Genomic DNA, 23,792 nt, shown 5'->3' with positions numbered 1-23,792 from the left:
GATTATATAAACAAGTTCCAGAAAGCGATTAAATGGATGAGCAATCGTTCATATTGAATATTTCAATTTTAGGACGCAATTAGATGTAATTTTTAAAAAGAAAATTTTCATCTGGCTGATAGGGAAAATCGAATTCATTTAATCCGTTGAAAATAGACATCCAAAACTAATTAATTACAGCATATGAAAAGATTCATGTTTTTATGGTGTATAGTCATGTTCGGTTATACATCTTTTGCTCAAAATCCAGCTGGACTGACTAATCTATCCAAACTATCGAATGCTAAAACCAGGTCTATCAGTCCTGAAAATTTTAGCGGTGGAAAAGGTAAAGGTGGAATGGCTGTCCCAAATGAAAAGGAGGGGGCGCGGAACCAGGCAAATGCTTCCCGAGCCGCCCGTGAATTGGGCGTAGGCTGGAAAGTTAATCCGTATGTTCATATCGGTGCCGGTGAGACCTTTACACTGGCCGAAATAGACGGATCGGGAATCATTCAGCACATCTGGATGACACCTACGGGAAACTGGAGTCAATCCATTATCAGGTTTTATTGGGACGGGGAGACCGAGCCTTCAATTGAAGCTCCGGTAGGTGCCTTTTTCGGCATGGGCTGGAATAAATATGCGCCTTTAAATTCACTGGCCATGACCGTCAACCCGGGGAGTGCATTTAATTCCTATTGGCAAATGCCCTTTCGGAAAAAATGTAAAATAACTATGGAGAATGTGAGCATTCATCCTATGGTGCTCTATTATCAAGTCAATTATGCTGAGACTGAGGTTGCAAATGATGAAGCCTATTTTCATGCGCAATACCGGAGATCCCATCCCACCGAAGGTTCTTTACATACCATTCTTGATGGTGTAAAGGGTAAGGGACATTATGTGGGAACCTATTTGGCCGTAGGAGTTAACAATACTGGTTGGTGGGGTGAAGGTGAGGTCAAGTTCTTTCTCGATGGCGATAAAGAGTTTGCAACGATTGTGACGACAGGGCTGGAAGATTATTTCTGTGGATCGTACAATTTTGAAAATAAAGAAACCCGACGCTATCAGGAATTTACTACCCCATATGCGGGACTACATCAGGTCATTCGGCCGGATGGTATATATGATTCTCAGCAACGATTTGGCATGTATAGATGGCATATTCTAGATCCTGTGCGTTTTGACGGCGACCTAAAGGTGACGGTTCAAGATCTGGGCTGGCGTTCCGAAGACCGATATCTACCGCAGAAATCCGATATCATTTCAGTCGCTTACTGGTATCAGACTGAACCTCACGGGAAATTTAAACCGCTTCCGGGAAAGAATGGGATAGAAATCAACTAAAGTTTAGGATCATGAAAATAAAACTATTCAACGCTATGATCATATTTTCAGTTATGTTCTCCGCCTGTCAGGGAAACAATAAGGAGCCGGGGCATACACAAAAAGGCAAATCTAATTTTGCTGACGACCTCACTTTTCTTCAAAAATGGGATAAGGAGCTGATTGTTCTCTCAGCTTCAGATACTGATGCGCAACTCATTGTTTCTCCCAAATATCAAGGTAAGGTATTCACTTCTACAGCCGGGGGGGCGGAGGGAAGGAGCTTTGGCTGGATCAACTACAAAGCATTCGATAAAGCTCTTGATCCACACATGAATGCCTATGGTGGTGAAGATCGACTATGGCTGGGTCCGGAGGGAGGTCCTTTTTCGTTGTTCTTTGCGCCCAATAAGGAGATGGTATTTGACAACTGGCATACTCCGGCAGCAATTGACAACGAAAGCTGGTCCCTGATTTCGTCCTCCACGAAAAGTGTGCGACTCGCCAAGGATATGGAACTGCAAAACTATGCCGGGACGCAATTCAAAATAAACGTCAATCGTCAAGTCGAGATATTGGAACGTAAAGAAATTGAGCAAATGCTTTCCGTTGCATTGGGGGATCAGGTGAAATCTGTTGGCTTCAAAACCACTAATAGCTTGCGCAATACAGGAGATTTTAGCTGGGATAAAAAGACCGGAGCACCCTGCATATGGAGTTTGGATATGTTTACACCTAGCCCTGAAACAGTGATTTTAATCCCCTATAAAGAGGATGCTACTGGGAAAGTGGCCACAACAGACTACTTTGGTGAGATTCAGTCCGACCGTATTGCCATGGAAAAAGGCATATTATACTTTAAAGCCGATGGTTTGTCCAGGGGCAAACTGGGGATACCGCCACATCGTGCGAAGCCCATCGCGGGGAGTTACGCCGCCGATGAAGGTGTGCTTACCATCACATTTTTTGATGTAGCCAATGGCGCCACCTATCTCAACCAGGAATGGACGACAAAAAAAGACCCTTTCCTAGGTGATGCAATGAATGCCTATAATGACGGTCCATTGGCAGATGGTACGCAAATGGGGCCTTTTTATGAAATCGAAAGTGTCTCTCCTGCGGCTTTTATTCCGCCCAATGAACAGATTGTGCACAGTCATAGCGTCTTTCATTTTACAGGCGATAAAACACAATTGAATACGATAGCTGAGAAGGTATTGGGAACGTCCTTAGCACGTGTTTCAACAATTTTTGGTCAACCTAAAAAGTAATAAATATGAAAACATATCCTAAAATTGGTATTCGCCCGATCATAGATGGCCGGTTGGGGGGCATCCGAGAGTCGTTGGAAGAGACAACAATGAATATGGCCAAGGCTGTCGTTGCTCTATTTCAAACCGAACTGCGGTATCCTGACGGAACGCCGGTGGCCTGTGTGATCGCAGATAGCTGTATCGGCGGGGTGCAAGAAGCGGCACATTGTGCCGAGAAGTTTGAACGCGAAAATGTAGGTGTATCACTTTCTGTGACACCATGCTGGTGTTATGGTTCTGAAACAATGGATATGAACCCCCTGCTGCCCAAAGCTATTTGGGGCTTTAACGGTACCGAAAGACCGGGAGCAGTATACCTGGCGGCAACCTTGGCCGCCCATAACCAGAAGGGGCTACCGGCCTTTGGGATCTATGGCAAGGACGTACAGGATATGGGAGACCAGCATATACCCGAAGACGTACGTGAAAAACTGCTCGCGTTTGCGCGAGCAGGATTAGCTGTGGCTATCATGCGGGGTAAGTCCTACTTGGCTATCGGTTCTGTTTCGATGGGAATAGCCGGATCTATTGTAGACGCAGATTTTTTTCAGAGTTATCTGGGTATGCGTAATGAATATGTGGACTCCTCAGAAATCCTGCGCCGGATACAACAAAATATCTTCGATCCGGAGGAATATAAACTGGCGTTGAATTGGACACGTGAACATTGTCAGGAAGGTGAAGATTTTAATCGGGAAAAGAACATCAAAAACCGTCAGGAGAAAGATCAGGATTGGGAGTTCGTTGTCAAGATGACGATGATTATGCGTGATCTGATGATCGGCAATCCAAGGCTTGTCGATCAGGGATTTGGCGAGGAAGCACAAGGTCATCATGCCCTTTTGGCGGGATTTCAGGGACAACGGCAGTGGACAGATTTCTTACCGGATGGTGATTTCTCGGAGGCCCTATTGAATTCGTCTTTCGATTGGAATGGTATACGGGCGCCGTATCTCGTCGCTACAGAAAATGATGCCTTGAACGGAGTGTCCATGCTATTTAATTATTTATTGACCAATACGGCACAGATTTTTGCTGATGTTCGTACCTATTGGAGTCCGGAAGCCGTAGCGCGCGTGTCGGGCTGGAAGCCAGAAGGAAGGGCTGCCGATGGTTTCTTGCATCTGATCAATTCAGGGTCGGCAACCCTTGACGGCACGGGTAAGCAGCGTATTGGTGACAAACCCGTGATGAAACCCCATTGGGAGATTTCGGATCAGGAAGTTGATGCCTGCCTCAAGGCCACGACATTNNCTCAATCTTGTGAAAGGACTTGGACCGGTATTGCAGATTGCCGAGGGATGGACCATAGCATTGCCCGAAGAAGTGCATCGTACGCTCGATGAACGTACCGATAAAATCTGGCCGACAACCTGGTTTGTACCTCGCTTGACCAATGATGCTAATTTTTCCACGGTGTATGCCGTTATGGCCAATTGGGGTTCCAATCACGGCGCCATCAGTTATGGACATATCGGTGCCGATCTGATTACATTGGCGGCCATGTTACGGATTCCGGTCAATATGCATAATATCGCTCAAGACGATATTTTTCGACCATCGGCATGGGGAGCTTTTGGAATGGACAGGGAAGGAAGCGATTATAGTGCATGCCGGGTATATGGGCCATTGTATAAATAAGATTTAAACATCAATAAAATTGTTATCACCATGAACAATGTAGACCCTGGAAAAAAGAAAAGATCCCTCTTTGTCAATGAGCAGGGCGTGAATTATCTTGTGCCGTTCATTTTTATTTGTAGCCTGTTTCTCTTATGGGGATTTGCCCACGGTTTTTTAGATGTTTTAGATAAGCATTTTCAGGATCTTTTACATGTCAGTAAAGCACAATCAGGCTTTGTACAATTTTCTCTTTATATTGGTTATTTGGCCATGGCGCTGCCTGCAGGATTATTCATTAAACGCTATGGGTATCAAAGAGGTATTATCCTTGGCCTAGCTATTTTTGCTATAGGTGCTTTTATGTTTTATCCTGCTGCGGCCTTGGGCGCTTTTATTCCTTTCCTGATCGCTTTGTTTGTGTTGGCCTGTGGACTTACTTTTTTAGAAACTGCTGCTAATCCCTATTCTACTGTATTGGGAGATAAGGCTGGAGCTGCCCGACGAATTAATATTTCTCAATCTTTCAACGGACTCGGGTGGATATTAGGACCACTTATTGGAGGGCTTTTCGTTTTTGGGATGGAGTCAACGGGCGAACATGATAAGTTTGATTCTTTAGTGACTCCCTATATGATGATTGGTAGTATCGTGGTGGTGGTGCTGCTCATTTTTATGGTCATCAAGTTGCCCGAAGTCAAAGAAGACCCTGATACAGATGGGGAAGAAAATCCACCATTGCGAAAGCTATTGCAATATCCAGCTTTTATATTGGCTGTTGCAGCGCAATTCTTATATGTCGCTGCACAGACAGGCACGAACTCGTTTTTTATCAATTATGTCATCGACGCAGTTCATGATCTACAAACACCTATTGGTCATATTATGGGACATTTGGGCTATTTTGGTGAATTTTTTATGCCCAAAAATAACGAACAGGCGGCTTCGATTCTACTCGCTTTCGGTGGGATGGGGGCATTCTGGATTGGCCGTCTTACGGGCTCCTATTTCATGCGATTTATTAGCCCGCGAAAGCTCTTGATGTGGTACGCGATAGCGAATAGTGTGTTGGTTACGGTTGTCATTGCTGATATCGGATGGCTTTCGGTTTTCAGCCTGTTTACGACATATTTTTTTATGTCCATCATGTTTCCGACCATCTTTGCGCTAGGAATTCAAGATCTAGGTACATTGACAAAGAAGGCTTCTTCTTTCTTGGTGATGGCTGTTGCAGGGGGAGCCTTCTGTCCACCCATTATGGGATTGATTTCTGATCATTCTAAGATGGCTGTTGGTTTTTTTATACCATTACTATGTTATTTGTTTATTGCGTTTTACGGGTTTTGGATCAAGCGTAAACTTAAAACAGAACGTATCACTGTGGGCGCGTCCCATTAATAAGGAGAACAGGAATATGAGTAAGAATAAATATGTTATTGGAGTGGATTTTGGGACGGATTCTGTCAGGGCTATGCTGATGGATACAGTCACTGGAAAGATACTTTCTTCATCGGTTTGTTTATATGAACGGTGGCATAAAGGTTTGTACTGTGATGCCGGCAGCAGTCAATTTCGTCAACATCCATCGGATTATATAGAAGGGTTGACCTCAGCGGTTAAAAGCTGTCTACAGACGGTGGATCCGGAAGTTAGACAAAGCATCGGCGCCTTATCTATGGCAATGACGGGATCGACACCCGTAGCTGTTGATGAACAGGGGACGGCCCTGGCTCTTCTTGATACTTTTAAGGAGAATCCCAATGCAATGTTTGTGCTTTGGAAGGATCATACAGCTATCCATGAAGCGGCGGAAATCAATGTGGTCGGAAAAAAAGATCACCGAGGTTACTTGCGATATGTCGGTGGAATCTATTCTTCGGAGTGGTACTGGGCAAAATTATTACATGTACTTCGTGTTGATCCAGCCGTTAGGGAAGCTTGTTATACCTGGGTAGAACACAGTGACTGGATGCCTTTTTTGTTGGTAGGTGGCAATGATGCAAATCAGATGAAGCGGAATGTATGTGCGGCAGGACATAAAGCACTTTGGTCACCCGCTTTTGGCGGCTTACCCGATACGGAGTTTTTTAATGAGATCGATCCGATGTTGGGTACCTATGCCGAACGATTTGGGGATAGCGTATATACGGCTACTGAATCCGCGGGATACCTTTGCGCAGCATGGGCTGAGCGACTGGGGCTTTCTACCGATGTACAGATCGGTATTGGGTCCATCGATGCACATGTAGGGGCTGTAGGTGGAGAAATAAAGCCTTATTATATCAGCAAAGTCATCGGCACATCGACCTGCGATATGATGGTCGTGCCCAAAGCGGAGATGAAAGATGTCTTTGTGGAGGGAATCTGTGGTCAGGTAGAAGATTCCATCATCCCTGGTATGGTGGGACTTGAAGCTGGGCAGTCAGCTTTTGGAGATGTATTTTCCTGGTTTAAAGATTTGTTGCTATGGCCGGCAAAATTAAATACTTCTGCTGATTTCAGTGCAGTCTATGAACATCTGGAAGATGAGCTGCTGAAGGAACTCAATCGTTCGGCAGCACAATTACCACTTTATATTGACGCCCCTTTTGCCTTGGATTGGTTTAATGGCCGGAGAACGCCAGATGCTGCACCGAGGTTGAAAGGTCTGATCGGGGGGCTCTCCTTAGGCACAACAGCACCTGCTATTTTTAGCGCTTTGGTCGAGGCTACTTGTTTCGGTTCGCGGGCGATTATGGAACGTATCGAAAGTGAAGGGATAAGAGTGGAAGGGATCAATGCAATCGGCGGAATAGCCAGTAAATCTCCCTTCGCCATGCAGATGATGGCTGATATCTTAAATCGCCCGATACATATCGCTGCTACAGAACAGGTCTGTGCGTTGGGCGCTTGTATGTTTGCCGCGGTCGTTAGTAACAGTTACGACACGATCGAAGAAGCGGCAGCCCGTATGGGAAAGGGAGATAAGGAAATTGTACAGCCTAGGTCTGAATATAAGGCGCATTTTGATCATCGGTATGCACAGTATTTACGGTATGGCGCTGTGCAAAATGATCGTGACAACAAAGTGTTGACTTAATGTCTTTTAGCATGGAAACAATAGCGCAAAAACAGGTCCGCACGGGTGGGCTGCAGGGTGTTCTGGATCATGATACATTTAATCTGGTCTATACGACTTATCAAGGGACTTTGTATAAAAAGTTTATGTTTCTGCTCAATTTTCAAGAGACAGCAGAGGATATTCTTCAGGATGTTTTTTTGAAGACCTGGCAGTTGCGGGATACGATCAAAACAGAAAAATCATTGAAGAGCTATCTGTTTCAGATCGGTCGGAATTTAATTATGGATCACTACCGTAGGCAAAAACGGGAGCATGGTTTTACCCTCATCTATCGTGATTTTGTGAATGCGGTGGATCAAATAGATGTGGAATGTATATTCCATGAAGACAAATTTTCTAAATTAGAAGGAATTATCAATAAATTACCCCCGCGAAGAAGGCAGGTATTTGAACTGTGCAAATTGGAGCGAAGAACTTATGAAGAAGTAAGCGAACTATTGCATATTTCACCATCCACGATAAGTGATCATATCGTGAAAGCAATGCAGTTTATTAAAGTGCATTGGAATTAGCCTGTTAATGATGATCACAGCATTTAGTTTAAAAAAATAATATGAGCAAGAAGATCTCACTGAAGGATATCGCAGAGGCGGTAGGTGTTTCTACGGCATTGGTGTCTTATGTATTGAATGATAAAGACGAACAGACAAGGGTAAATAAGGACACGGCAAAGCGTATACGGGAGATGGCAAAAGAAATGAACTATCAACCCAACCAGATTGCGAAAAGTTTGAAAAGCGGTAAGTCGCAGGCAATCGGGTTATTGGTTGCGGATATTTCCAATCCTTTTTTCGGGAATCTCGCTCGGGCGATTGAGGATGAAGCCAAAAAATATGGTTATAGCGTACTTTTTGGAAGTTCCGATGAGAACCTGGAAAACTCGCAACGGTTGATTGATACCTTTGTTAATCGACAGATTGATGGGTTTATAATTGCTCCGGCCGAAGGGACAGCGTCGCAATTGGAGTATCTGAAAACAGCGAATATTCCTTTTGTGCTTATCGACCGTTACTTTAAGGATTTGGAAACTAGTTACGTGGTGGTCGATAATTTTAATGCGACTTATCAAGCAACACAGGCATTGCTGAACCAGGGGCATACCAAAGTTGCCTATGTTTGTTATAAAAACCAGTTGCAACATACGGAGGATCGGTATCGGGGGTATCTACAGGCGCTGGTAGATCAGGGAAAATCCGAAGACAGTAGTCTGGTGTGCGAAGTGGAATTTAATAACACGACTTATTTTCGGGAAAAATTTATCGAGCTATTGCAACCAGATCATGGGGTAGAGGCGATTCTATTTTCAACAAATACCTTATCTATTATGGGCCTAAAGATTATCAATGAACTGCATATTACCATTCCGGATGATTTAGCGGTCTTTTGTTTTGACGAGAGTGAATCCTATGACCTATTTTATTGTCCGATAAGTTATGTGAAGCAGCCCTTGTCCATGATCGGAAAGGAAGCCGTAAGGGTATTGCTCGAACAATTACAAGGGAAACCGTCCAGTGAACAACAAGTCATGTTGGACGTCGAAATCGTTGAACGCAAGTCTTGCCAGAAAAAAAAATGAAAAAGCTATTGATTCTCTTATTCCTATTTGTAACGGGCCTCTTATACGGCCAGGGAACTTCGAGGTCATGGCAACAGCTGATGGCACCGGATACCTTGGGAACATGGGTGCAACCTGTGCAGGGGAAACCCGCAATGCCAGTTTGGGGACATACAAATGGTATAAGGATAGGACTGGACCCCTTGCCCGGACCAAGAGGACTGATCCGGATTTATACACCATATCTGGATTACGCTTTTCCAGAAGTCATGAATTTTATTGCTTTTGAACCTATCCCTAAGGGAGAGGAAACACGTGGGTTTTCTGAACTTGAAATGAGCAGCATCCATCCCGGAAAACGTGGAAAGCATTTTTGGAGTGCAGATCATGCGACAGCTTTTTTGCCCCTGGATGGAGCATATCCCGCACGGGGGATCGTGGAGCAGATTGATGGTGACGAGACGCTGACTGTGTATATTTTTGCTGAATCCTTTGACAATGGGGCCAATGTATATGTGCGGCTTCGTTTTTTTGCCGCCAGACCCTATGAATTTGAGTTGGCGACCTATACTTACCCCGGCTCTCAAGACTTGGATTATTTTATCACTACTGCGACAATGGGCAACAAAGCCCGGCTAAGGACCCTGTTCTTTCGAGGCGGCAGGGAATCCTCGCTTGAACTTTGGCCCGATTACAACGATATCCATTTTACGCCGCATGCCCATTTTTCACAAAAGCGCATGCTGCGGGATAAAAATGGACGTGTCTATTTTATTGCAGCTCCAGATGAAATAGACTACCGCAAAACTAGCTATACTGCAGCGACTCATCAACATTGGAAGTATCGAGGTAAAAGGGCAACCCAATATTGGATAAAAAAGAATCCCAGTGAACAGCTCAGCGGACTGCTGAATGGAAGATTCACGTATTGGGCGAGTAAAGAAGCTATACCCGGAGGTATCGCCATTGAAAATTTTGAATTGAAAGAACCATTTAAGCCGGGAGATTCCTTCGTTTTTGGAATTACACCGCTTTCGCCCGAAGCATTTATCGAGCATATCAAACAGTAACCAACGAAACGATAAATCCTCCTATAGAATAGGTTGATTAAAGAAAAAAAATAATTTCCGAGCAGAGGATTTCGCGTGATCGAACGTATTTAGTTTATAGTTGCTATCGCATTACGCATATTTAGCTTAAACGATTAAATTTTTGTGCCGTAGTATAAACTGATTAATAACACCTAATATTAATGATTATGAAATGCTACCTAAATTTAGTGAACAGGCTCTGTATAGCCTTTCTGTTCTGTACATTTTTCTTGCAGGCAAAAGCGATACAATCTCCGGCCTTGTTACAACAAAAGATCATTCGGGGCGAGGTTAGGGAAAGTGGTACGAATACAGTACTAGCGGGTGTCAATGTGAGGGTAAAAGGAAAAACAGGTGGGACTATCACCAATGCAAATGGGCTATACGAAATCCGTGTAGACTCCAAAGAAAGTATACTTGTTTTCTCTTATACTGGAAAGAAGACCGAGGAGCGTCCGGTGGGAGGGAATGATCGGATTGATGTGGACCTTACGGATGAGACCAATATGATTGCAGAGGTGTATGTTGGTTATATGACACAGCGAAAAGCAGATCTGACAGGTTCCGTTGCGATCGCAAATGCAAGTGATATTGCCAAGAACCCATCGGCAAATGCAATGAAATCCCTGCAGGGAAAATTAGCCGGTGTGCACATCACCACCAATGGCGGAAATCCGGCGGAAGGAGTCAACGTACAGATCAGGGGTTTGTCATCACTTTCCGGAGGGGTGAAGCCGCTCATTGTGTTGGATGGTATGCCCACCGAGAATCTTAATCTCCGTGATATCAATGCTGCAGATATCGAATCTATTCAGGTATTGAAGGATGCAGCTTCTGCAAGTATTTATGGTGCCCGGGCTTCTGGTGGGGTCATCCTCGTCCAGACAAAAAAGGGTAAAATCGGACAGACAAAAGTCGATTACAATGGAAGTGTTGGTATAAGCAACATTGTGCGCAAACCTACATTGATGAATGCAGAACAATACGGCAGGGCAACCTTTAGGGCTTACGCCTACGATGAAGCAGTTTACGGGGTGCCGATGACGTTGCCCAAAACCTATGATTTTACCTGGCACAGGGATGCCGAGGGGCGTGCGGTGCTGGATGCTGTCAAACCAGCAGAGTATCTCAATGCCGAAAAAACGGTGAAAAGTGCCGACACGGACTGGCTTGATGAAATACTCCGGCTCGCCCTGATGACAAACCATCAGGTAGCCGTTTCCAGTGGTACAGAAAAATCAAGAAGCATGTTTTCATTGGGATACTTTGAAAATCAGGGAACACAGATACATACCTTTTTTAGACAGTTTTCACTGCGTGCCAATAATGAGATCAATTTAATAAATAATCGTCTAAAAGTGGGGGAGAATTTCGCGATTTCCTACCTGCGCTACCGCGATGCCAACGAGATGCGTTGGGCACTGATCAATCCGCCGGCTGTTCCCGTACATGATATTTATGGTGGCTGGGCCGGCGCCGCGGGCTTTGACGACTTCACAAATCCTGTGCGTGTACTTACCGACAACAAAGATAATGTCAATAATTATGTGAAGATGATCGGTAATGTCTTTGTCGATCTCAATATCTGGAAAGGAATTTCCGCCCGTTCCCAATTTGGTGTAGACTATGGAAATGCCTATCGAAGGACTGTGGAGAAGAAATGGTCTGAAACAGGTGGGCGGAATAGTGATGACGAAAACTATGTAGGGAATACACAATCTCATCCGCTGAGTTATGTTTGGACAAATACACTTTCCTATACCTTACAGAATGACAGGCACAGTCTAGATGCGGTACTGGGCACGGAATATACACGTTTTGTCGAAGAAGGTTTTTCGGCACGACGGGAAGGAATATACCTGGAGGATCGCGACTTTGCACATATCGGCGTAACTAATGGGACAAAGTATTCACTTGGAAGTACGGCGGATGAATACGTTTACCTTTCGTATTTCGCAAAAGCCAATTACGTGTATAACCAAAAATACCTGTTTTCGGCAACTTTGCGCCGGGATGGATCCTCACTTTTTGGGGCGAATAATAAATTTGCCATGTTTCCGGCTTTTTCAGCTGGCTGGCGGATAAGCAATGAGCCCTTTATGAAAGACTATACATTTATATCTGACCTAAAGCTACGGGCAGGATGGGGAGCCAATGGAAGTGTACAGGGACTGCCACGGGGGTATACCTCTACACCATTTACAACGGATTATTTTAGTACATCTTATCCGATCGAAGGAAATGAGACGGGGCCACTGTATTCGGGGTATCGACGGACCTGGCTGGGCAACCCCAATCTGAAATGGGAGACAACAACACAAACAGACGTGGCCCTGGATTTTAGCCTATTTGACAGTAGGCTTTCCGGTTCCTTTGGCTACTATTTTAAGAAAACAAAGGATATCCTGGTTCAGACGCCATACATTGCGGCTATGGGCGAGGGGGGCGAACCCTGGATCAATGGCGCAAGTATGAATAACCGTGGGATCGAAGTGGATATCAGCTATCACAACAATCCACAAAACGCATGCCGGTATTCCATCTCGGCAAATCTAGGCACTTATAAGACCAAAATTGTTAGCCTGCCCAAAGATGTCATCAATAAATACCCTGGCAACGGAGTCAATGACCTTGTGTTGGGAAGGACGCCAAATATCTTGTACGGCATGGTCGCAGATGGTATTTTTAACACACAGGAGGAAGTCGACAATCATGCGGAGCAACCCGGCAAAGCGATCGGCCGGATTCGTTACAAAGACATTGACGGCAACGGAAAGATCGAGGAGTTTTATGACCGTGCCTATATCGGTGTCAAAGATCCCAAGTTTTTCGGTGGGGTAACCTTCGATTTGAGTTACCGCAATTTTGACCTCAATATCTTCTTCCAGGGGGTATTTGGCAATAAAGTAAACAACCTATGGAAATTGGAGTCTGATCTGTGGAACATCAATGTACCGGCACACAAGAACCACCCTACACGGATTTTGGATGGCTGGTATTTTGATCATACAGACTCTGATATTCCGGCGATCTCCAATTCGACTTTAAATGCCGAGCAGCGCCCCTCAAGTTATACTGTCGAAGACGGTTCCTATTTAAAATTACGGAATATCGAGCTTGGCTATACGCTTCCGCAGGCGATTTCCAAAAAAATAGCAATGAATAATTTAAGGTTTTATTTTTCCGGGCGTAATCTGTTGACATTCAAAAAAAGCTGGGGCAGGGACCGATATACCAGTTTTGATCCTGAAATGCCTGATTATGGCTACCTGACCCCGATGATTTTAACCTTTGGTATCAACGTAACCTTTTAAACTTTCATACTATGAAAACGTATAAAATAAAGATATGCCTTGCGCTTTTGCTATTATCCGGCGTAAGTTGTTCTGATTCCCTTGATATTGCTCCTAAACAGGTGCTGGATGAGTCTTTTTTGGTCAAGCCGGAGGATATGGACGGATTTGTGACCGCTGCTTATGCGCGAATGACCGATATTCCATCCTTTGATTCTCCTTTTGCACCCTGGTGGTCGGGTTCGATGCGGGCTGATGATTCCTATAAAGGCGGCGGTGGAACATGGGATGGTGATGGTTGGCATAATATGGAGATTTTTGTCGGTGTCAATCCCAATGGATGGCCGTTGGATTATCCCTGGTATGTATCTTACCAGATTATCCAACGCTGTAATACCGCGATACAAAAATTGGAGCAGATTAAGGAGGAAGACTTTCCGCAAAAGAATGCCCGTCTCGGAGAGGTGAAATTTATACGGACATTCACCTTTTTTAGGCTAAAACAATTCTGGAAATATATACCCTATATTGATGAAAAAGTAGTTGGTACCAGTGCAGATTTTGAAGCGGTACCCAATAGAGAGCAGGACCAGCCCAATGACCAGTATCTATGGAATAGAATATTGGCTGATTTTAAAGAAGCCGAACAATTATTGCCTGCTACCCAGCAGGAAAAGGGACGTGTTGATAAAAATGCGGCAACAGCGATGGTTGCCCGAACACTGTTATTTATGGCTTATGAACAGAATGATAAACATACTGTCGTCAATATCAATAAAGAAAGACTAAGTGAAGCATTGACTTATCTGAACAAATTGACCGATCAAGAAGGTGGAAAGGTCGGTCTACAGAATGATTTCGCGGAAAATTTTGATATAAATTTTGATAATAAGACAAAAGAATCCATTTGGGAGATTCAATATTCGATTGATGATGGAAGTTCCACCGGTGGCAAGATCAATCGGAGTGAGGGACTAAATCACCCTTTTCAATGGGGTGGTTTCCAATGTTGCGGATTTCATCAGATCAGCTATACGATGGCCAATGCATTTAAAACGGGGACAAATGGGCTTCCTCTATTCGATACATATAATAATGGGAGTTATGCGGACGGGGATGCGGTGTTTTTTGGCGGTAACAGTTTTGATCCAAGATTTAGCCATACTGTAGCTGCTCCGGGGCAGCCCTGGAAATACAATCCAAATCTTCTTTTCGAAACAAAAGGAATCCGAAACGGTGCTGAATACGGCTACCTGAAATCCATTAAGGAGCTGCCACAACCAGATTGTAAATGTTTGCTATACGATGGTTGGCAATTTAACTCGATGAACAAGAAAATGATCCGCTACGATGAAGTATTGCTCTGGAAAGCTGAAGTGCTTATTCAGTTGGACCGTTGGAATGAATCGTTGCCCTTGATTAACAAGATTCGCGAACGCGCTGCAAAAAGTACTGCACGGTTGGTGAAAAAGGATGGCTCGCCGGTGCTCAACTACAAAATTGCAACGTATCAACCCAGTGTCAATTGCACTTGGGATAAAGCTTTTGCCTGGAAAGCATTGCAATGGGAAAACCGTCTTGAGCTGGCAGCAGAGGGCCGTCGTTTTTTTGATCTGCAACGCTGGGGGATATTGGAGCAAACAATGAATGCATACTTTTCGGTCGAAAAGAATAGGTTTAAATGGATGGGAGCAGCACGTTTTACGGCTGGGCGTGATGAATATTTTCCGATCCCGCAGCCCCAGATTAACTGGGCAAAAGGAAATTACACACAAAATCCGGGCTATTAATCCATGATGATAACGATTTTAAAAAGTGATGATAAAGATATTGATCAAGAATAGGCTGTTCCTTCGTCGTCTTCTACGGATGCTGCTGATCGTATGTGGTCCATACGCTGTGTGCTGGGCGAATACAGATCCAGGGAAAATAAGTTCGTTGATTAAAGCCATTGAGGTGGATCGTATCGGGGGACAACTGCCCGAGATGAGCTATGAAAAAATTGGACGTCAGGTTGTTAAAGTCAAGGTTTCGTTAAACCTGCCCCAAGATATGAACTGTGCTGATTGGCAGATCAGGATTTTGCCGGCATTTCAGCCCAACTTCCATTGGGCGCCACATTTGACACCTTCGGATGATCATATTATTGCCCAGCACGTCTTTAGGGCTCCGATGATGATGCTTGCTCATCAGCGCAAGCAACTTGTTATTATCCCTGATGTTGACCTACTGAATCGTACCTTGGCCAGGGATTGGTATATGGATATGGATGCGGAAAGAAATCAGTTAACACTGGGACGTTCACTGGCACAAGTCGCGGAACATGTCCTGTTCAAGCGGAAATCAGGAAATACCTACGCCAGCGGAAAGTTTGAATTTGCGTTTTATGTGCTATCGTTTGACGACCGGGAGGTCGCGGATAATCCTTTTCGAAGACCATTGGCATTTTACTGGAAAAAGTGGGGTGAGGGGCTTTTTGATCAGGGCGAACCGATCTCCGGGGATTTGGAAACCTACGTTAGGCATAGCTATCACTGGGCATTTCAATCCTGGGTCAAGCAGGTGTGGCAGTCTTTTGAAATTAACGGGAAAAAAGTGGGGGCGCCAACTTTTATAGTCAATACCACACAAAGCCCCAACTATCCGGGAAAGACCACCGAACGGGAATTTCGTTCGATATGGAATCAGGCCTGGTTTAGCTCTTTACGGTCTGCCAGTGGCCTGTATCGTTTTGCAAAGCGAACGGGAAATCAGGACCTTTTGGATAAAGCGAATCTGACCAAAGAGCTGGCCTTATCCTATCCCAAAAAGAAGGGGTTTTTCTATGGCCTGATCGGAACAGAAATGGAGGATACTACGGACGGAGATGGTACTAAAAAATCCCTACGCAGCAAAGGCTGGGCGCATTATTATTGGGGGAATTCAAACCGAAATCCCTATACCTGGGATGCCCGTAAATCGCCCTTTCATATCCTTGATATGAGTTGGACAGCGCTGCTGATGTTGCGCTGGTACAACGAGCTCGAAAAAGACCCCCGTTTGCTCGCCTATGCCGAAGATTATGGGAAGTCACTGCTCGAAGTTCAATCAGCGAATGGATTTTTTCCGGGCTGGTTGGATGTAGAAACATTAAAACCGCTCGCTCATCTAAACGAATCTCCAGAGAGTGCACTGTCCGTTACCTTTTTATTGATGCTATACCGCATAACGCAAAAGGAGGAATATAAGCTTGCAGCCCTAAAGGCAATGCAGGCGATTATGCGGGAGATAATCCCGGATGGGCGTTGGGAAGACTTCGAGACCTATTGGTCTTGTTCACGTATCGGATCCGAAGATTGGGTAGGGAAAAAGGTGTCGCGCAACGACATGTACAAGCAGAACAATTTTTCCATGTTTTGGACTGCGGAAGCCTTATTGGAATGTTATCAAGTCACAAAATCAAAAGAGTACCTCAAAACAGGACAGCGCACGCTGGATGAGCTGTTGATGACACAGGCCGCCTGGCAACCCCATTTTATCCCAATAAAAGCATTGGGCGGATTTGGGGTGATGAACGCAGACGGGGAGTGGAATGATGCCCGGCAGAGTTTGTTTGCTGAATTGATTATTCGTTATGGAAAGGAATTGAAGCAAAAAGAGTATTTCCAGCGGGGACTAGCTGCGCTACGGGCTTCCTTTGTCATGATGTACTGCCCTGAAAATCCCGATACCAAAGCGCAATGGGAAGAGGCTTGGCCATTTTTTGGAAAGGAAGATTATGGCTTTATGATGGAAAACTATGGTCATGGTGGGGAGACAAATGCAAAAGGTCTGGGCATAGGAGAGTTTACGATCTACGATTGGGGCAATGGCGCTGCAGCAGAAGCCTATAACCGGATATTGGACCACTACGGGAGGGATTTCATAGCGGGGAAGAAGCTGTAGAATCTCTGATATTAAGGCAGTTAAACAAAAAAAGCCTGTTCATATGAACAGGCTTTTTTTGTGGTGCCACCTGGGTTCGAACCAGGGACACAAGGATTTTCAGTCCTTTGCTCTACCAGCTGAGCTATGGCACCAGTTGACCTTTTATTTAAATCTGTGATCATCAGATTGAAGCGTGGTGCCACCTGGGTTCGAACCAGGGACACAAGGATTTTCAGTCCTTTGCTCTACCAGCTGAGCTATGGCACCGCTTTTTTGCTATGGGTTTGTTCCCCTATTGCGATGCAAATATAGTGTGATAATTTGAATTCTAAAATTTTTATGTGGATTATTTTTCCTCTTTTTTCGAAAGTGTTGATTTTGATCGAGATAAAATTACAAGAAACTAACATAGAGGAAAAGGAATAAGCTGTATCTTTGCATTTCAATAAATAGCGATGAGTAAAAGAGGAAGAGTTTTAGTTGCAATGAGTGGAGGGGTCGATAGCTCCGTTGCTTCTGTCATGCTCCACGAACAAGGATATGAGGTCATAGGTATTACGATGAAGACTTGGGATTATGCGTCCGCGGGTGGTTCATCTAAGGAGACGGGATGTTGTAGCCTCGACAGTATCAATGACGCTCGTACATTAGCCGTAAACTATGGTTTCCCTCATTATATATTAGATATACGCGATGAGTTTGGAGACTTTGTAATTGATAATTTTGTAGAGGAATATATTGCTGGGCGTACACCCAATCCTTGTGTTCTTTGTAATACCCACATTAAATGGGAAGCTTTGATGAAACGTGCCGATAAACTGGATTGTGAATTTATCGCTACGGGCCACTATGCCAATATCCGTATGCACGATAATGGCCGTTATGTGATATCAAAGGGTAAGGATGAAAATAAGGATCAATCCTACGTCCTATGGGGAGTATCGCAGGAAAACCTAGCACGTACACAGTTCCCATTGGGATCCTTCACGAAAAAAGAAATCCGTCAGATGGCCCTGGATATGGGACAGAAAGAGCTCGCCAATAAATCAGAAAGCTACGAAATCTGCTTTGTGCCGGATAACGATTACCGTGCTTTTCTGAGACATAAAGTGCCTACATTGGATCAACAGATCGGTCCGGGTAATTTCATCCTTTCAGACGGAACAGTTGTCGGTAAACATATTGGATACCCGTATTTTACCATCGGTCAACGTAAAGGTTTGGGCATTGCTTTGGGTAAACCCATGTTTGTGATCGAAATTCTTCCTGAAAGTAATACAGTGGTATTGGGAGAGGAGCATGAACTTGAAAAGTCACATGCTTACGTTCGTAATGTAAACTTCGTGAAATATGCGGGTCTCGACCAACCGATGGAAGCTATTTCAAAAGTACGTTATAAAGATTCAGGTGCTTTGTCGACTATCTCGCAAGAGGGCGATAAAGTGCGGATAGATTTCGTGCATAATGTAAAAGGTATCGCGCCCGGACAGTCGGCCGTATTCTACGAAGGAAACGACCTCTTAGGGGGTGGTTTCTTGATGAAATAATAAGATCTGATAAGAAATTAGGCCTAAAAATTCTAATCCCTATACTGTAGATGCAGTATAGGGATTTTTATTTGTGCGCTCCAATCTCTGGTAGACAACAGAGCTAAGTTATTTTCATAAAGGACTATTTCATAGATATCTGCAACGCGTAATTGAAGCAGCTCATCTTATTTATGTCTGGAATATGGATAAGTGGCCGAGTTTTATCCATAAACGATTTTTTGCACTTTAAACTCAGGGAAGATGTTAACGAGTGTGGGGATTTTCTATATTTACTTGTGCAGTAGAAAATAAAATTGTATTTTTCGTTGAGATCATTGTTTTTTGGACATATATCCGTTGGATGTAAGGAAATGACTTATTAAATCCATGAAGCCAATTTTAAGAAATCTATATTTACTCGCAATCTTAATGATTTTCAGTCCTACAATTAGCGTTTTTGGACAGCAGAATACGATATTGGATTCGGTCATTCGTGTTTTAGAGGCAAAATCAATTTATAAAAACCGCGTGAATTGGAATCGTATAAAGATAACTACTTCCGAAACGCTAGACCGCACTGTGCTGGACCCTGTCGAACAGGCTCTTCCAGCAATTCGAAGATTGTATACTGAATTAGGTGATAAGCATGGGATATTTATGACTAAAACAAAATCAGTCAGATCTTCTCGAAATGATGAGCACTCAACTTCGGACTCTATTTTATATCAATATGCTTTTAATGAAAATTATGCATTCCGAACCGCTGTTATTGATCATAAATATGGGTATTTTGCACTTCCTTCCTCACAACTCACAGTCGAGGAATCTAAGGATAGTTTAATTGCAGTAACACGTGTGTCACAAATGGTGCAGCAGCTACAGGATTCACTATGTTCGCTGAGTAATTATGATCTAAAAGGCCTCATCGTTGATTTAAGATTATGCATGGGAGGAAATCTCTGGATAGACTTGGGCGCTTTAATACCTTTGCTAGGCGATGGGAATCTTTTTAGCATAACAAGTAATGGTTCTAAGGAAGAACAAGTAAGACTAGTTAATGGCAGTATTTATATTAACAACACAAAACAGGTAAGTACATCGCTGGACAGCTGTTCCTTTAAAGGGGAAAAGATTGTTGTGATTACGGGGCCGATAACAGGTAGCGCCGGAGAACAGACAGCAGTTGCCTTGAGAAAGATTAAAGATGCAAAATTTATAGGTGAACCTACCGCTGGCTATCTTACAATGACAGATCTTCATCGTCTTTCGGACGGAGTTTCCTTTACGTATTCTGCAGGCTATGTCAAGGATAATAATAACCAAGTTTATAAGGACAAATTTGTTCCCGATATTCATATTTTAGGCGGAGATAATTTTCCATCATTGAAAGATGATGAAAAGATAAAAGCCGCGATTAAATGGATGGAGGGTCAATATTTACCTCATAGCGTCAACTGATAAATTCCAGCACTTATTTTTAGTTTGAATATTACTAATAATTTTAGTAATTTTAAATTATGAATCCGTCAGAATATTTTAAGGGCAGGGGGGCACAGATCAATCCCAATAACAAATTTTTTTCCAATCAGTATGTGCAGGAGCACATTGAGGGGTTGGACGAAGAATTTCTTGGGGCCGAAAAAACACAGTTTATTCCGACGCATCCAAAGTCCATTATCTCCAAATCCAATAGTCCGGACCTGCGCTTTGAAAGGTCTATAAATCCTTATCAGGGCTGCGAGCATGGTTGTATTTACTGCTATGCCCGCAATTCGCATGAATACTGGGGCTTTAGTGCGGGACTGGATTTTGAACGCAAAATCCTGGTCAAGCATAATGCGGCGCAGCTCCTGGAACATGAGTTTCGCAAGTCGAGCTATCAGCCTGATTTGATTATGTTATCCGGCAATACGGATTGCTACCAACCTATTGAGAGAAAATTGGGGATCACACGTTCGCTTTTAGAATTGATGCTTAAATACAGAAATCCCGTTTCCATTATCAGCAAGAATGTATTGATGCGAAGAGATTTTGATCTCTTGCGCGAACTTGCAGCACTGAATCTGGTATCCGTTGCAGTGACCATTAATTCGCTACGTGAAGAGGTACGGCAGAAGATGGAACCCAGGACCGCTACAGCGTCAGCGCGGTTAAAACTAATCGAGGGATTGACGGGGATAGGTGTACCCGTAATGCTGATGATGGCACCCATCGTTCCGGGAATCAATAGCGATGAGATTTCAGATTTGATCCGTTCGGGAGCAGACGCAGGAGCAATTACAGCGTCTTATACCATCGTAAGGCTTAACGGACAGATCGGTGGCATCTTTAAAGATTGGTTGTATCAGAATTATCCGGATCGTGCTGAAAAGGTATTGCATTGGATCGAGGCTTGTCATGGAGGAAAGATTAATGACACTGATTTCGGACGACGGATAAAAGGGGATGGCAATATGGCCGAGAGCCTGCAGCATCTGTTTAAATTGTCGGTCAAAAAATATATGGGGAATGGCACCTTGCCTTCCTTGCGAAAAGATCTTTTCCGCTTACCGGATGCAGGTACGCAATTAGGATTGTTTTAATTGTTCTTTTCAAATTAAGAAATAAAAACTAATCTATTTTGTAATTTTAAAAATGGAAATTATATCAGAACGGCTCAAGTTGAGAACAGTAAAGAAATTAGATTTGGAAAAGATTCATTCCCTATTAATGTGTCCGGAAACGGCATTGTTTAATCCTAGCGGATTTCCGGATGGAATGGCGGATACGGAAAAAATGGTAAAAGCTTGGTCAAAACAAGAAAATGAATCCGAGGGTAGAAAGGATTATACTTTTTATATTGAAACCATTGCAGGAGCGGAATTTATTGGACTGATTAATATCAGTGTTGTAAAGTTGAAATATAAAAATTCGGAAGTATGGTTTAAGCTTGTTCCAGAAATGTGGAATAAAGGCTATGCAACGGAGGCGTTAAAACGAATAATAGAATTTGGTTTCAACCAACTTAATTTTCACAGAATTGAAGGTGGCTGTGCAGTGGGAAATAAAGCTTCCTTTAAGGTAATGCAGAAAGTCGGCATGATTAAAGAAGCTCACAGACGAAAAATTTTACCATTAAAAGATGGTTGGAGTGATAATTATGAATTGGCTATTCTAAAAGAGGATTACAAAAATTAAATTTTGACAAAACAGGCGTATCATAAAATCAGAATTAAATTTGGATGCATGCTTTAATTATCGAAATTGTATAAAAAAGGACCAAAATCTTCGTAAGTTTTGGCCCTTTTTCATTACATCGAATGTAGTGTCAAGATTTTATTTGGCAGCAAATCGTCAAAGACAACTTTTGATCAGTCCCCCTTTGCTATTGACAGGATCAAGGTTCAGCAGACTAAGATTTTTTTCTTTTGATCAATACATAGCTGAGATATAATAATACGAGCCATACGGGAATCAGTTCAACCGGCAGTTTCATGCCTGTTATCCACATAATGCCCAGTACAGCAATCAGAAAGATCAGACAGATGTAATTGCTCAATGGATAGAGAAACGAAGGGAACTTCGTTTGAACATCTACATTGAGTTTATTTTTTCTAAAATACAAATGTGTAATTGAAATCATTACCCAGTTGATAATCAGTGAAGATACGACCAGCGACATCAGAATCTCCAATGCATTCTTTGGAGCGACATAATTGATAAAAACACAGATCGCAGCAAATACTGCCGAAACCAGAATAGCATTGATAGGTGCGTGGTTTTTGTTGAGTTTGGATAAAAACTTAGGGGCGTTACCCTGCTCAGCGAGACCGTAGAGCATTCTGCTATTGCTATATACACTACTGTTATACACCGATAAGGCCGCAGTAAGAACAATCAGGTTGAGTGCGTTGGCTATAATTTTTGTGAACTGGAATGTTTTTCCAAATAGGCTAAACTCAAAACCATTGAGCTTGTCAAAGACCAGAACAAAGGGGCTGGTATCGGCTGTGATATTTGTCCACGGGGTGAGCGAAAATAGGATAATTAGCGCACCGACGTAAAAGATTAGGATCCGATAGATGACCTGATTGGTGGCTTTTGGGATATTTTTTTCAGGGTGTTCGGCTTCCGCTGCGGTGATACCGACCAATTCTAGTCCGCCAAAGGAAAACATGATCAGTGCCAAGGCCGATAGCAATCCTTCATAACTTCCGTCTCCGGTCTGGTTAAACCAGCCTTTCGGGAAGAAGCCACCATGAGATGTCAGGTTACTCAGGCTCGCCTGCTCGCCACCGGTGCCACTGACCAAGAGGTAGACACCAAATACAATCATGGCAATAATAGCCACAACCTTGATGATCGAAAACCAAAATTCGGTCTCACCATAAATTTTTACAGAAGCAAGGTTCAGGGCATTGATAGCGAAGAAGAAAAATAAACTCGATCCCCATAATGGGATTTCTGGCCACCAGAACTGTACATACACACCGATGGCTGTCAGTTCGGCCATGCTCACTAAAATATAAAGCACCCAATAGTTCCAGCCGGAAGCATAACCGGCAAAAGATCCCCAGTATTTATTGGCGAAGTAACTAAAGCTCCCCGAAACGGGTTCCTCAACTACCATTTCTCCCAACTGGCGCATAATGAAAAAGGCAATTATTCCAGCAAATGCGTAACCGAGTATCACTGCCGGTCCTGCCAGTGTCGCTGCCTTTCCGATTCCCAGAAACAATCCTGTTCCAATGGCACCGCCGAGAGCGATCAGCTGAATATGTCTATTTTGTAGTCCCCTTTTTAATTGTTTCGAATCCTTGTTATCCTGTTTCTCCATCTGTATGGTTAATACGGTTACTTATTTTGTGTTGGCCGGTCTGGTCTTCAACGGTTATATCGCTGCTGTCCAACGCGGAATCATGATGCACAGTAACTTAGCTGCAAAGTACCACAAATTATTCATGTTGTTACCATGATATTTTGACCTAAGCGCATAAAGTTAATAAAACCCTTAGGTATTTTATGCACCTTAGGCATCCCTTTTTATTAAACCGGTAAGTAATTTTGATTTATG

The 23,792-nt window shown here is 43.5% G+C and carries 17 protein-coding genes and 2 tRNA genes; 16 read left to right on the top strand and 3 right to left on the bottom strand.

What is annotated here, in order from left to right:
* Positions 1-183 precede the first annotated feature (183 nt).
* The 12 genes from B4G94_RS15075 (at position 184) to B4G94_RS15020 (ending at position 17,228) form a co-directional block, all read left to right on the top strand.
* The gene (locus tag B4G94_RS15075) at positions 184-1,332 is read left to right on the top strand and encodes a glycoside hydrolase family 172 protein (protein WP_104383185.1); all 1,149 of its coding nucleotides are present in this window, start codon (positions 184-186) and stop codon (positions 1,330-1,332) included.
* Between the two features lie 11 nt (positions 1,333-1,343).
* On the top strand, positions 1,344-2,582 hold the full coding sequence (locus B4G94_RS15070; protein ID WP_286859860.1) for a DUF6786 family protein: 1,239 nt from the start codon (positions 1,344-1,346) through the stop codon (positions 2,580-2,582).
* Positions 2,583-2,587: 5 nt separating this feature from the next.
* Positions 2,588-3,970 (top strand): L-fucose isomerase, encoded by a 1,383-nt coding sequence (fucI, locus tag B4G94_RS15065; protein ID WP_286859858.1) that lies wholly within the window; start codon positions 2,588-2,590, stop codon positions 3,968-3,970.
* Complete coding sequence (locus B4G94_RS28220; protein WP_286859856.1) at positions 3,888-4,265, top strand: hypothetical protein; 378 nt, start codon at positions 3,888-3,890, stop codon at positions 4,263-4,265. Before fucI ends, B4G94_RS28220 begins: the two co-directional genes overlap by 83 nt.
* Before the next feature lie 30 nt (positions 4,266-4,295).
* The gene (gene fucP, locus B4G94_RS15055; protein ID WP_286859854.1) at positions 4,296-5,642 is read left to right on the top strand and encodes an L-fucose:H+ symporter permease; all 1,347 of its coding nucleotides are present in this window, start codon (positions 4,296-4,298) and stop codon (positions 5,640-5,642) included.
* Positions 5,643-5,658: 16 nt separating this feature from the next.
* Positions 5,659-7,323 carry a ribulokinase gene (locus tag B4G94_RS15050; protein WP_286859852.1) on the top strand — a complete coding sequence of 555 codons (1,665 nt, stop codon included), beginning with the start codon at positions 5,659-5,661 and terminating at the stop codon, positions 7,321-7,323.
* 11 nt (positions 7,324-7,334) lie between these two features.
* Positions 7,335-7,877, top strand: coding sequence for an RNA polymerase sigma factor (locus tag B4G94_RS15045; RefSeq protein WP_286859850.1), 543 nt, complete (start codon positions 7,335-7,337; stop codon positions 7,875-7,877).
* A gap of 41 nt (positions 7,878-7,918) precedes the next feature.
* Positions 7,919-8,941, top strand: coding sequence for a LacI family DNA-binding transcriptional regulator (locus B4G94_RS15040; RefSeq protein WP_286859848.1), 1,023 nt, complete (start codon positions 7,919-7,921; stop codon positions 8,939-8,941).
* A complete protein-coding gene (locus tag B4G94_RS15035) occupies positions 8,938-9,990 on the top strand; it encodes a hypothetical protein (protein WP_286859847.1) in 1,053 nt (350 codons plus the stop codon). Before B4G94_RS15040 ends, B4G94_RS15035 begins: the two co-directional genes overlap by 4 nt.
* Before the next feature lie 188 nt (positions 9,991-10,178).
* A complete protein-coding gene (locus B4G94_RS15030) occupies positions 10,179-13,325 on the top strand; it encodes a SusC/RagA family TonB-linked outer membrane protein (RefSeq protein WP_286859845.1) in 3,147 nt (1,048 codons plus the stop codon).
* An 11-nt stretch (positions 13,326-13,336) separates the two neighbouring features.
* A complete protein-coding gene (locus B4G94_RS15025) occupies positions 13,337-15,094 on the top strand; it encodes a RagB/SusD family nutrient uptake outer membrane protein (protein WP_286859843.1) in 1,758 nt (585 codons plus the stop codon).
* Positions 15,095-15,119: 25 nt separating this feature from the next.
* On the top strand, positions 15,120-17,228 hold the full coding sequence (locus tag B4G94_RS15020; protein ID WP_286859842.1) for a hypothetical protein: 2,109 nt from the start codon (positions 15,120-15,122) through the stop codon (positions 17,226-17,228).
* Positions 17,229-17,289: 61 nt separating this feature from the next.
* Here the strand turns inward: B4G94_RS15020 and B4G94_RS15015 are convergent.
* Positions 17,290-17,362: transfer RNA gene (locus B4G94_RS15015), tRNA-Phe, on the bottom strand.
* A 42-nt stretch (positions 17,363-17,404) separates the two neighbouring features.
* A tRNA-Phe gene (locus B4G94_RS15010) sits at positions 17,405-17,477 on the bottom strand.
* A gap of 188 nt (positions 17,478-17,665) precedes the next feature.
* Here B4G94_RS15010 and mnmA point away from each other — a divergent pair.
* From mnmA to B4G94_RS14990, 4 genes are all read left to right on the top strand, one after another.
* Positions 17,666-18,757: a tRNA 2-thiouridine(34) synthase MnmA gene (gene mnmA, locus B4G94_RS15005; RefSeq protein WP_046672147.1), complete on the top strand. Its 1,092-nt coding sequence runs from the start codon at positions 17,666-17,668 to the stop codon at positions 18,755-18,757.
* A 369-nt stretch (positions 18,758-19,126) separates the two neighbouring features.
* Positions 19,127-20,197: a S41 family peptidase gene (locus tag B4G94_RS15000; RefSeq protein ID WP_286859841.1), complete on the top strand. Its 1,071-nt coding sequence runs from the start codon at positions 19,127-19,129 to the stop codon at positions 20,195-20,197.
* Between the two features lie 59 nt (positions 20,198-20,256).
* The gene (locus tag B4G94_RS14995; protein ID WP_108637058.1) at positions 20,257-21,321 is read left to right on the top strand and encodes a PA0069 family radical SAM protein; all 1,065 of its coding nucleotides are present in this window, start codon (positions 20,257-20,259) and stop codon (positions 21,319-21,321) included.
* 52 nt (positions 21,322-21,373) lie between these two features.
* Positions 21,374-21,916 (top strand): GNAT family N-acetyltransferase, encoded by a 543-nt coding sequence (locus tag B4G94_RS14990; RefSeq protein WP_286859840.1) that lies wholly within the window; start codon positions 21,374-21,376, stop codon positions 21,914-21,916.
* A 214-nt stretch (positions 21,917-22,130) separates the two neighbouring features.
* Here B4G94_RS14990 and B4G94_RS14985 read toward each other — a convergent pair whose 3' ends face one another.
* On the bottom strand, positions 22,131-23,555 hold the full coding sequence (locus B4G94_RS14985; protein ID WP_286859839.1) for an amino acid permease: 1,425 nt from the start codon (positions 23,553-23,555) through the stop codon (positions 22,131-22,133).
* Positions 23,556-23,792: the final 237 nt, after the last annotated feature.

The organism is Sphingobacterium sp. UBA7625, assembly GCF_002484085.1.
Taxonomy (GTDB): Bacteria; Bacteroidota; Bacteroidia; order Sphingobacteriales; family Sphingobacteriaceae; genus Sphingobacterium; species Sphingobacterium athyrii.
The sequence above is the reverse complement of the archived record's forward strand: the minus strand, read 5'-3'. Positions and strand labels throughout refer to the sequence as shown.

What these genes read in the sequence shown, in the direction of transcription:
- B4G94_RS15075 (WP_104383185.1), top strand. Translation starts at nt 184, where the DNA reads ATGAAAAGATTCATGTTTTTATGGTGTATAGTCATGTTCGGTTATACA.
- B4G94_RS15070 (WP_286859860.1), top strand. Translation starts at nt 1,344, where the DNA reads ATGAAAATAAAACTATTCAACGCTATGATCATATTTTCAGTTATGTTC.
- fucP (WP_286859854.1), top strand. Translation starts at nt 4,296, where the DNA reads ATGAACAATGTAGACCCTGGAAAAAAGAAAAGATCCCTCTTTGTCAAT.
- B4G94_RS15050 (WP_286859852.1), top strand. Translation starts at nt 5,659, where the DNA reads ATGAGTAAGAATAAATATGTTATTGGAGTGGATTTTGGGACGGATTCT.
- B4G94_RS15045 (WP_286859850.1), top strand. Translation starts at nt 7,335, where the DNA reads ATGGAAACAATAGCGCAAAAACAGGTCCGCACGGGTGGGCTGCAGGGT.
- B4G94_RS15040 (WP_286859848.1), top strand. Translation starts at nt 7,919, where the DNA reads ATGAGCAAGAAGATCTCACTGAAGGATATCGCAGAGGCGGTAGGTGTT.
- B4G94_RS15035 (WP_286859847.1), top strand. Translation starts at nt 8,938, where the DNA reads ATGAAAAAGCTATTGATTCTCTTATTCCTATTTGTAACGGGCCTCTTA.
- B4G94_RS15030 (WP_286859845.1), top strand. Translation starts at nt 10,179, where the DNA reads ATGAAATGCTACCTAAATTTAGTGAACAGGCTCTGTATAGCCTTTCTG.
- B4G94_RS15025 (WP_286859843.1), top strand. Translation starts at nt 13,337, where the DNA reads ATGAAAACGTATAAAATAAAGATATGCCTTGCGCTTTTGCTATTATCC.
- mnmA (WP_046672147.1), top strand. Translation starts at nt 17,666, where the DNA reads ATGAGTAAAAGAGGAAGAGTTTTAGTTGCAATGAGTGGAGGGGTCGAT.
- B4G94_RS15000 (WP_286859841.1), top strand. Translation starts at nt 19,127, where the DNA reads ATGAAGCCAATTTTAAGAAATCTATATTTACTCGCAATCTTAATGATT.
- B4G94_RS14995 (WP_108637058.1), top strand. Translation starts at nt 20,257, where the DNA reads ATGAATCCGTCAGAATATTTTAAGGGCAGGGGGGCACAGATCAATCCC.
- B4G94_RS14990 (WP_286859840.1), top strand. Translation starts at nt 21,374, where the DNA reads ATGGAAATTATATCAGAACGGCTCAAGTTGAGAACAGTAAAGAAATTA.
- B4G94_RS14985 (WP_286859839.1), bottom strand. Translation starts at nt 23,555, where the DNA reads ATGGAGAAACAGGATAACAAGGATTCGAAACAATTAAAAAGGGGACTA.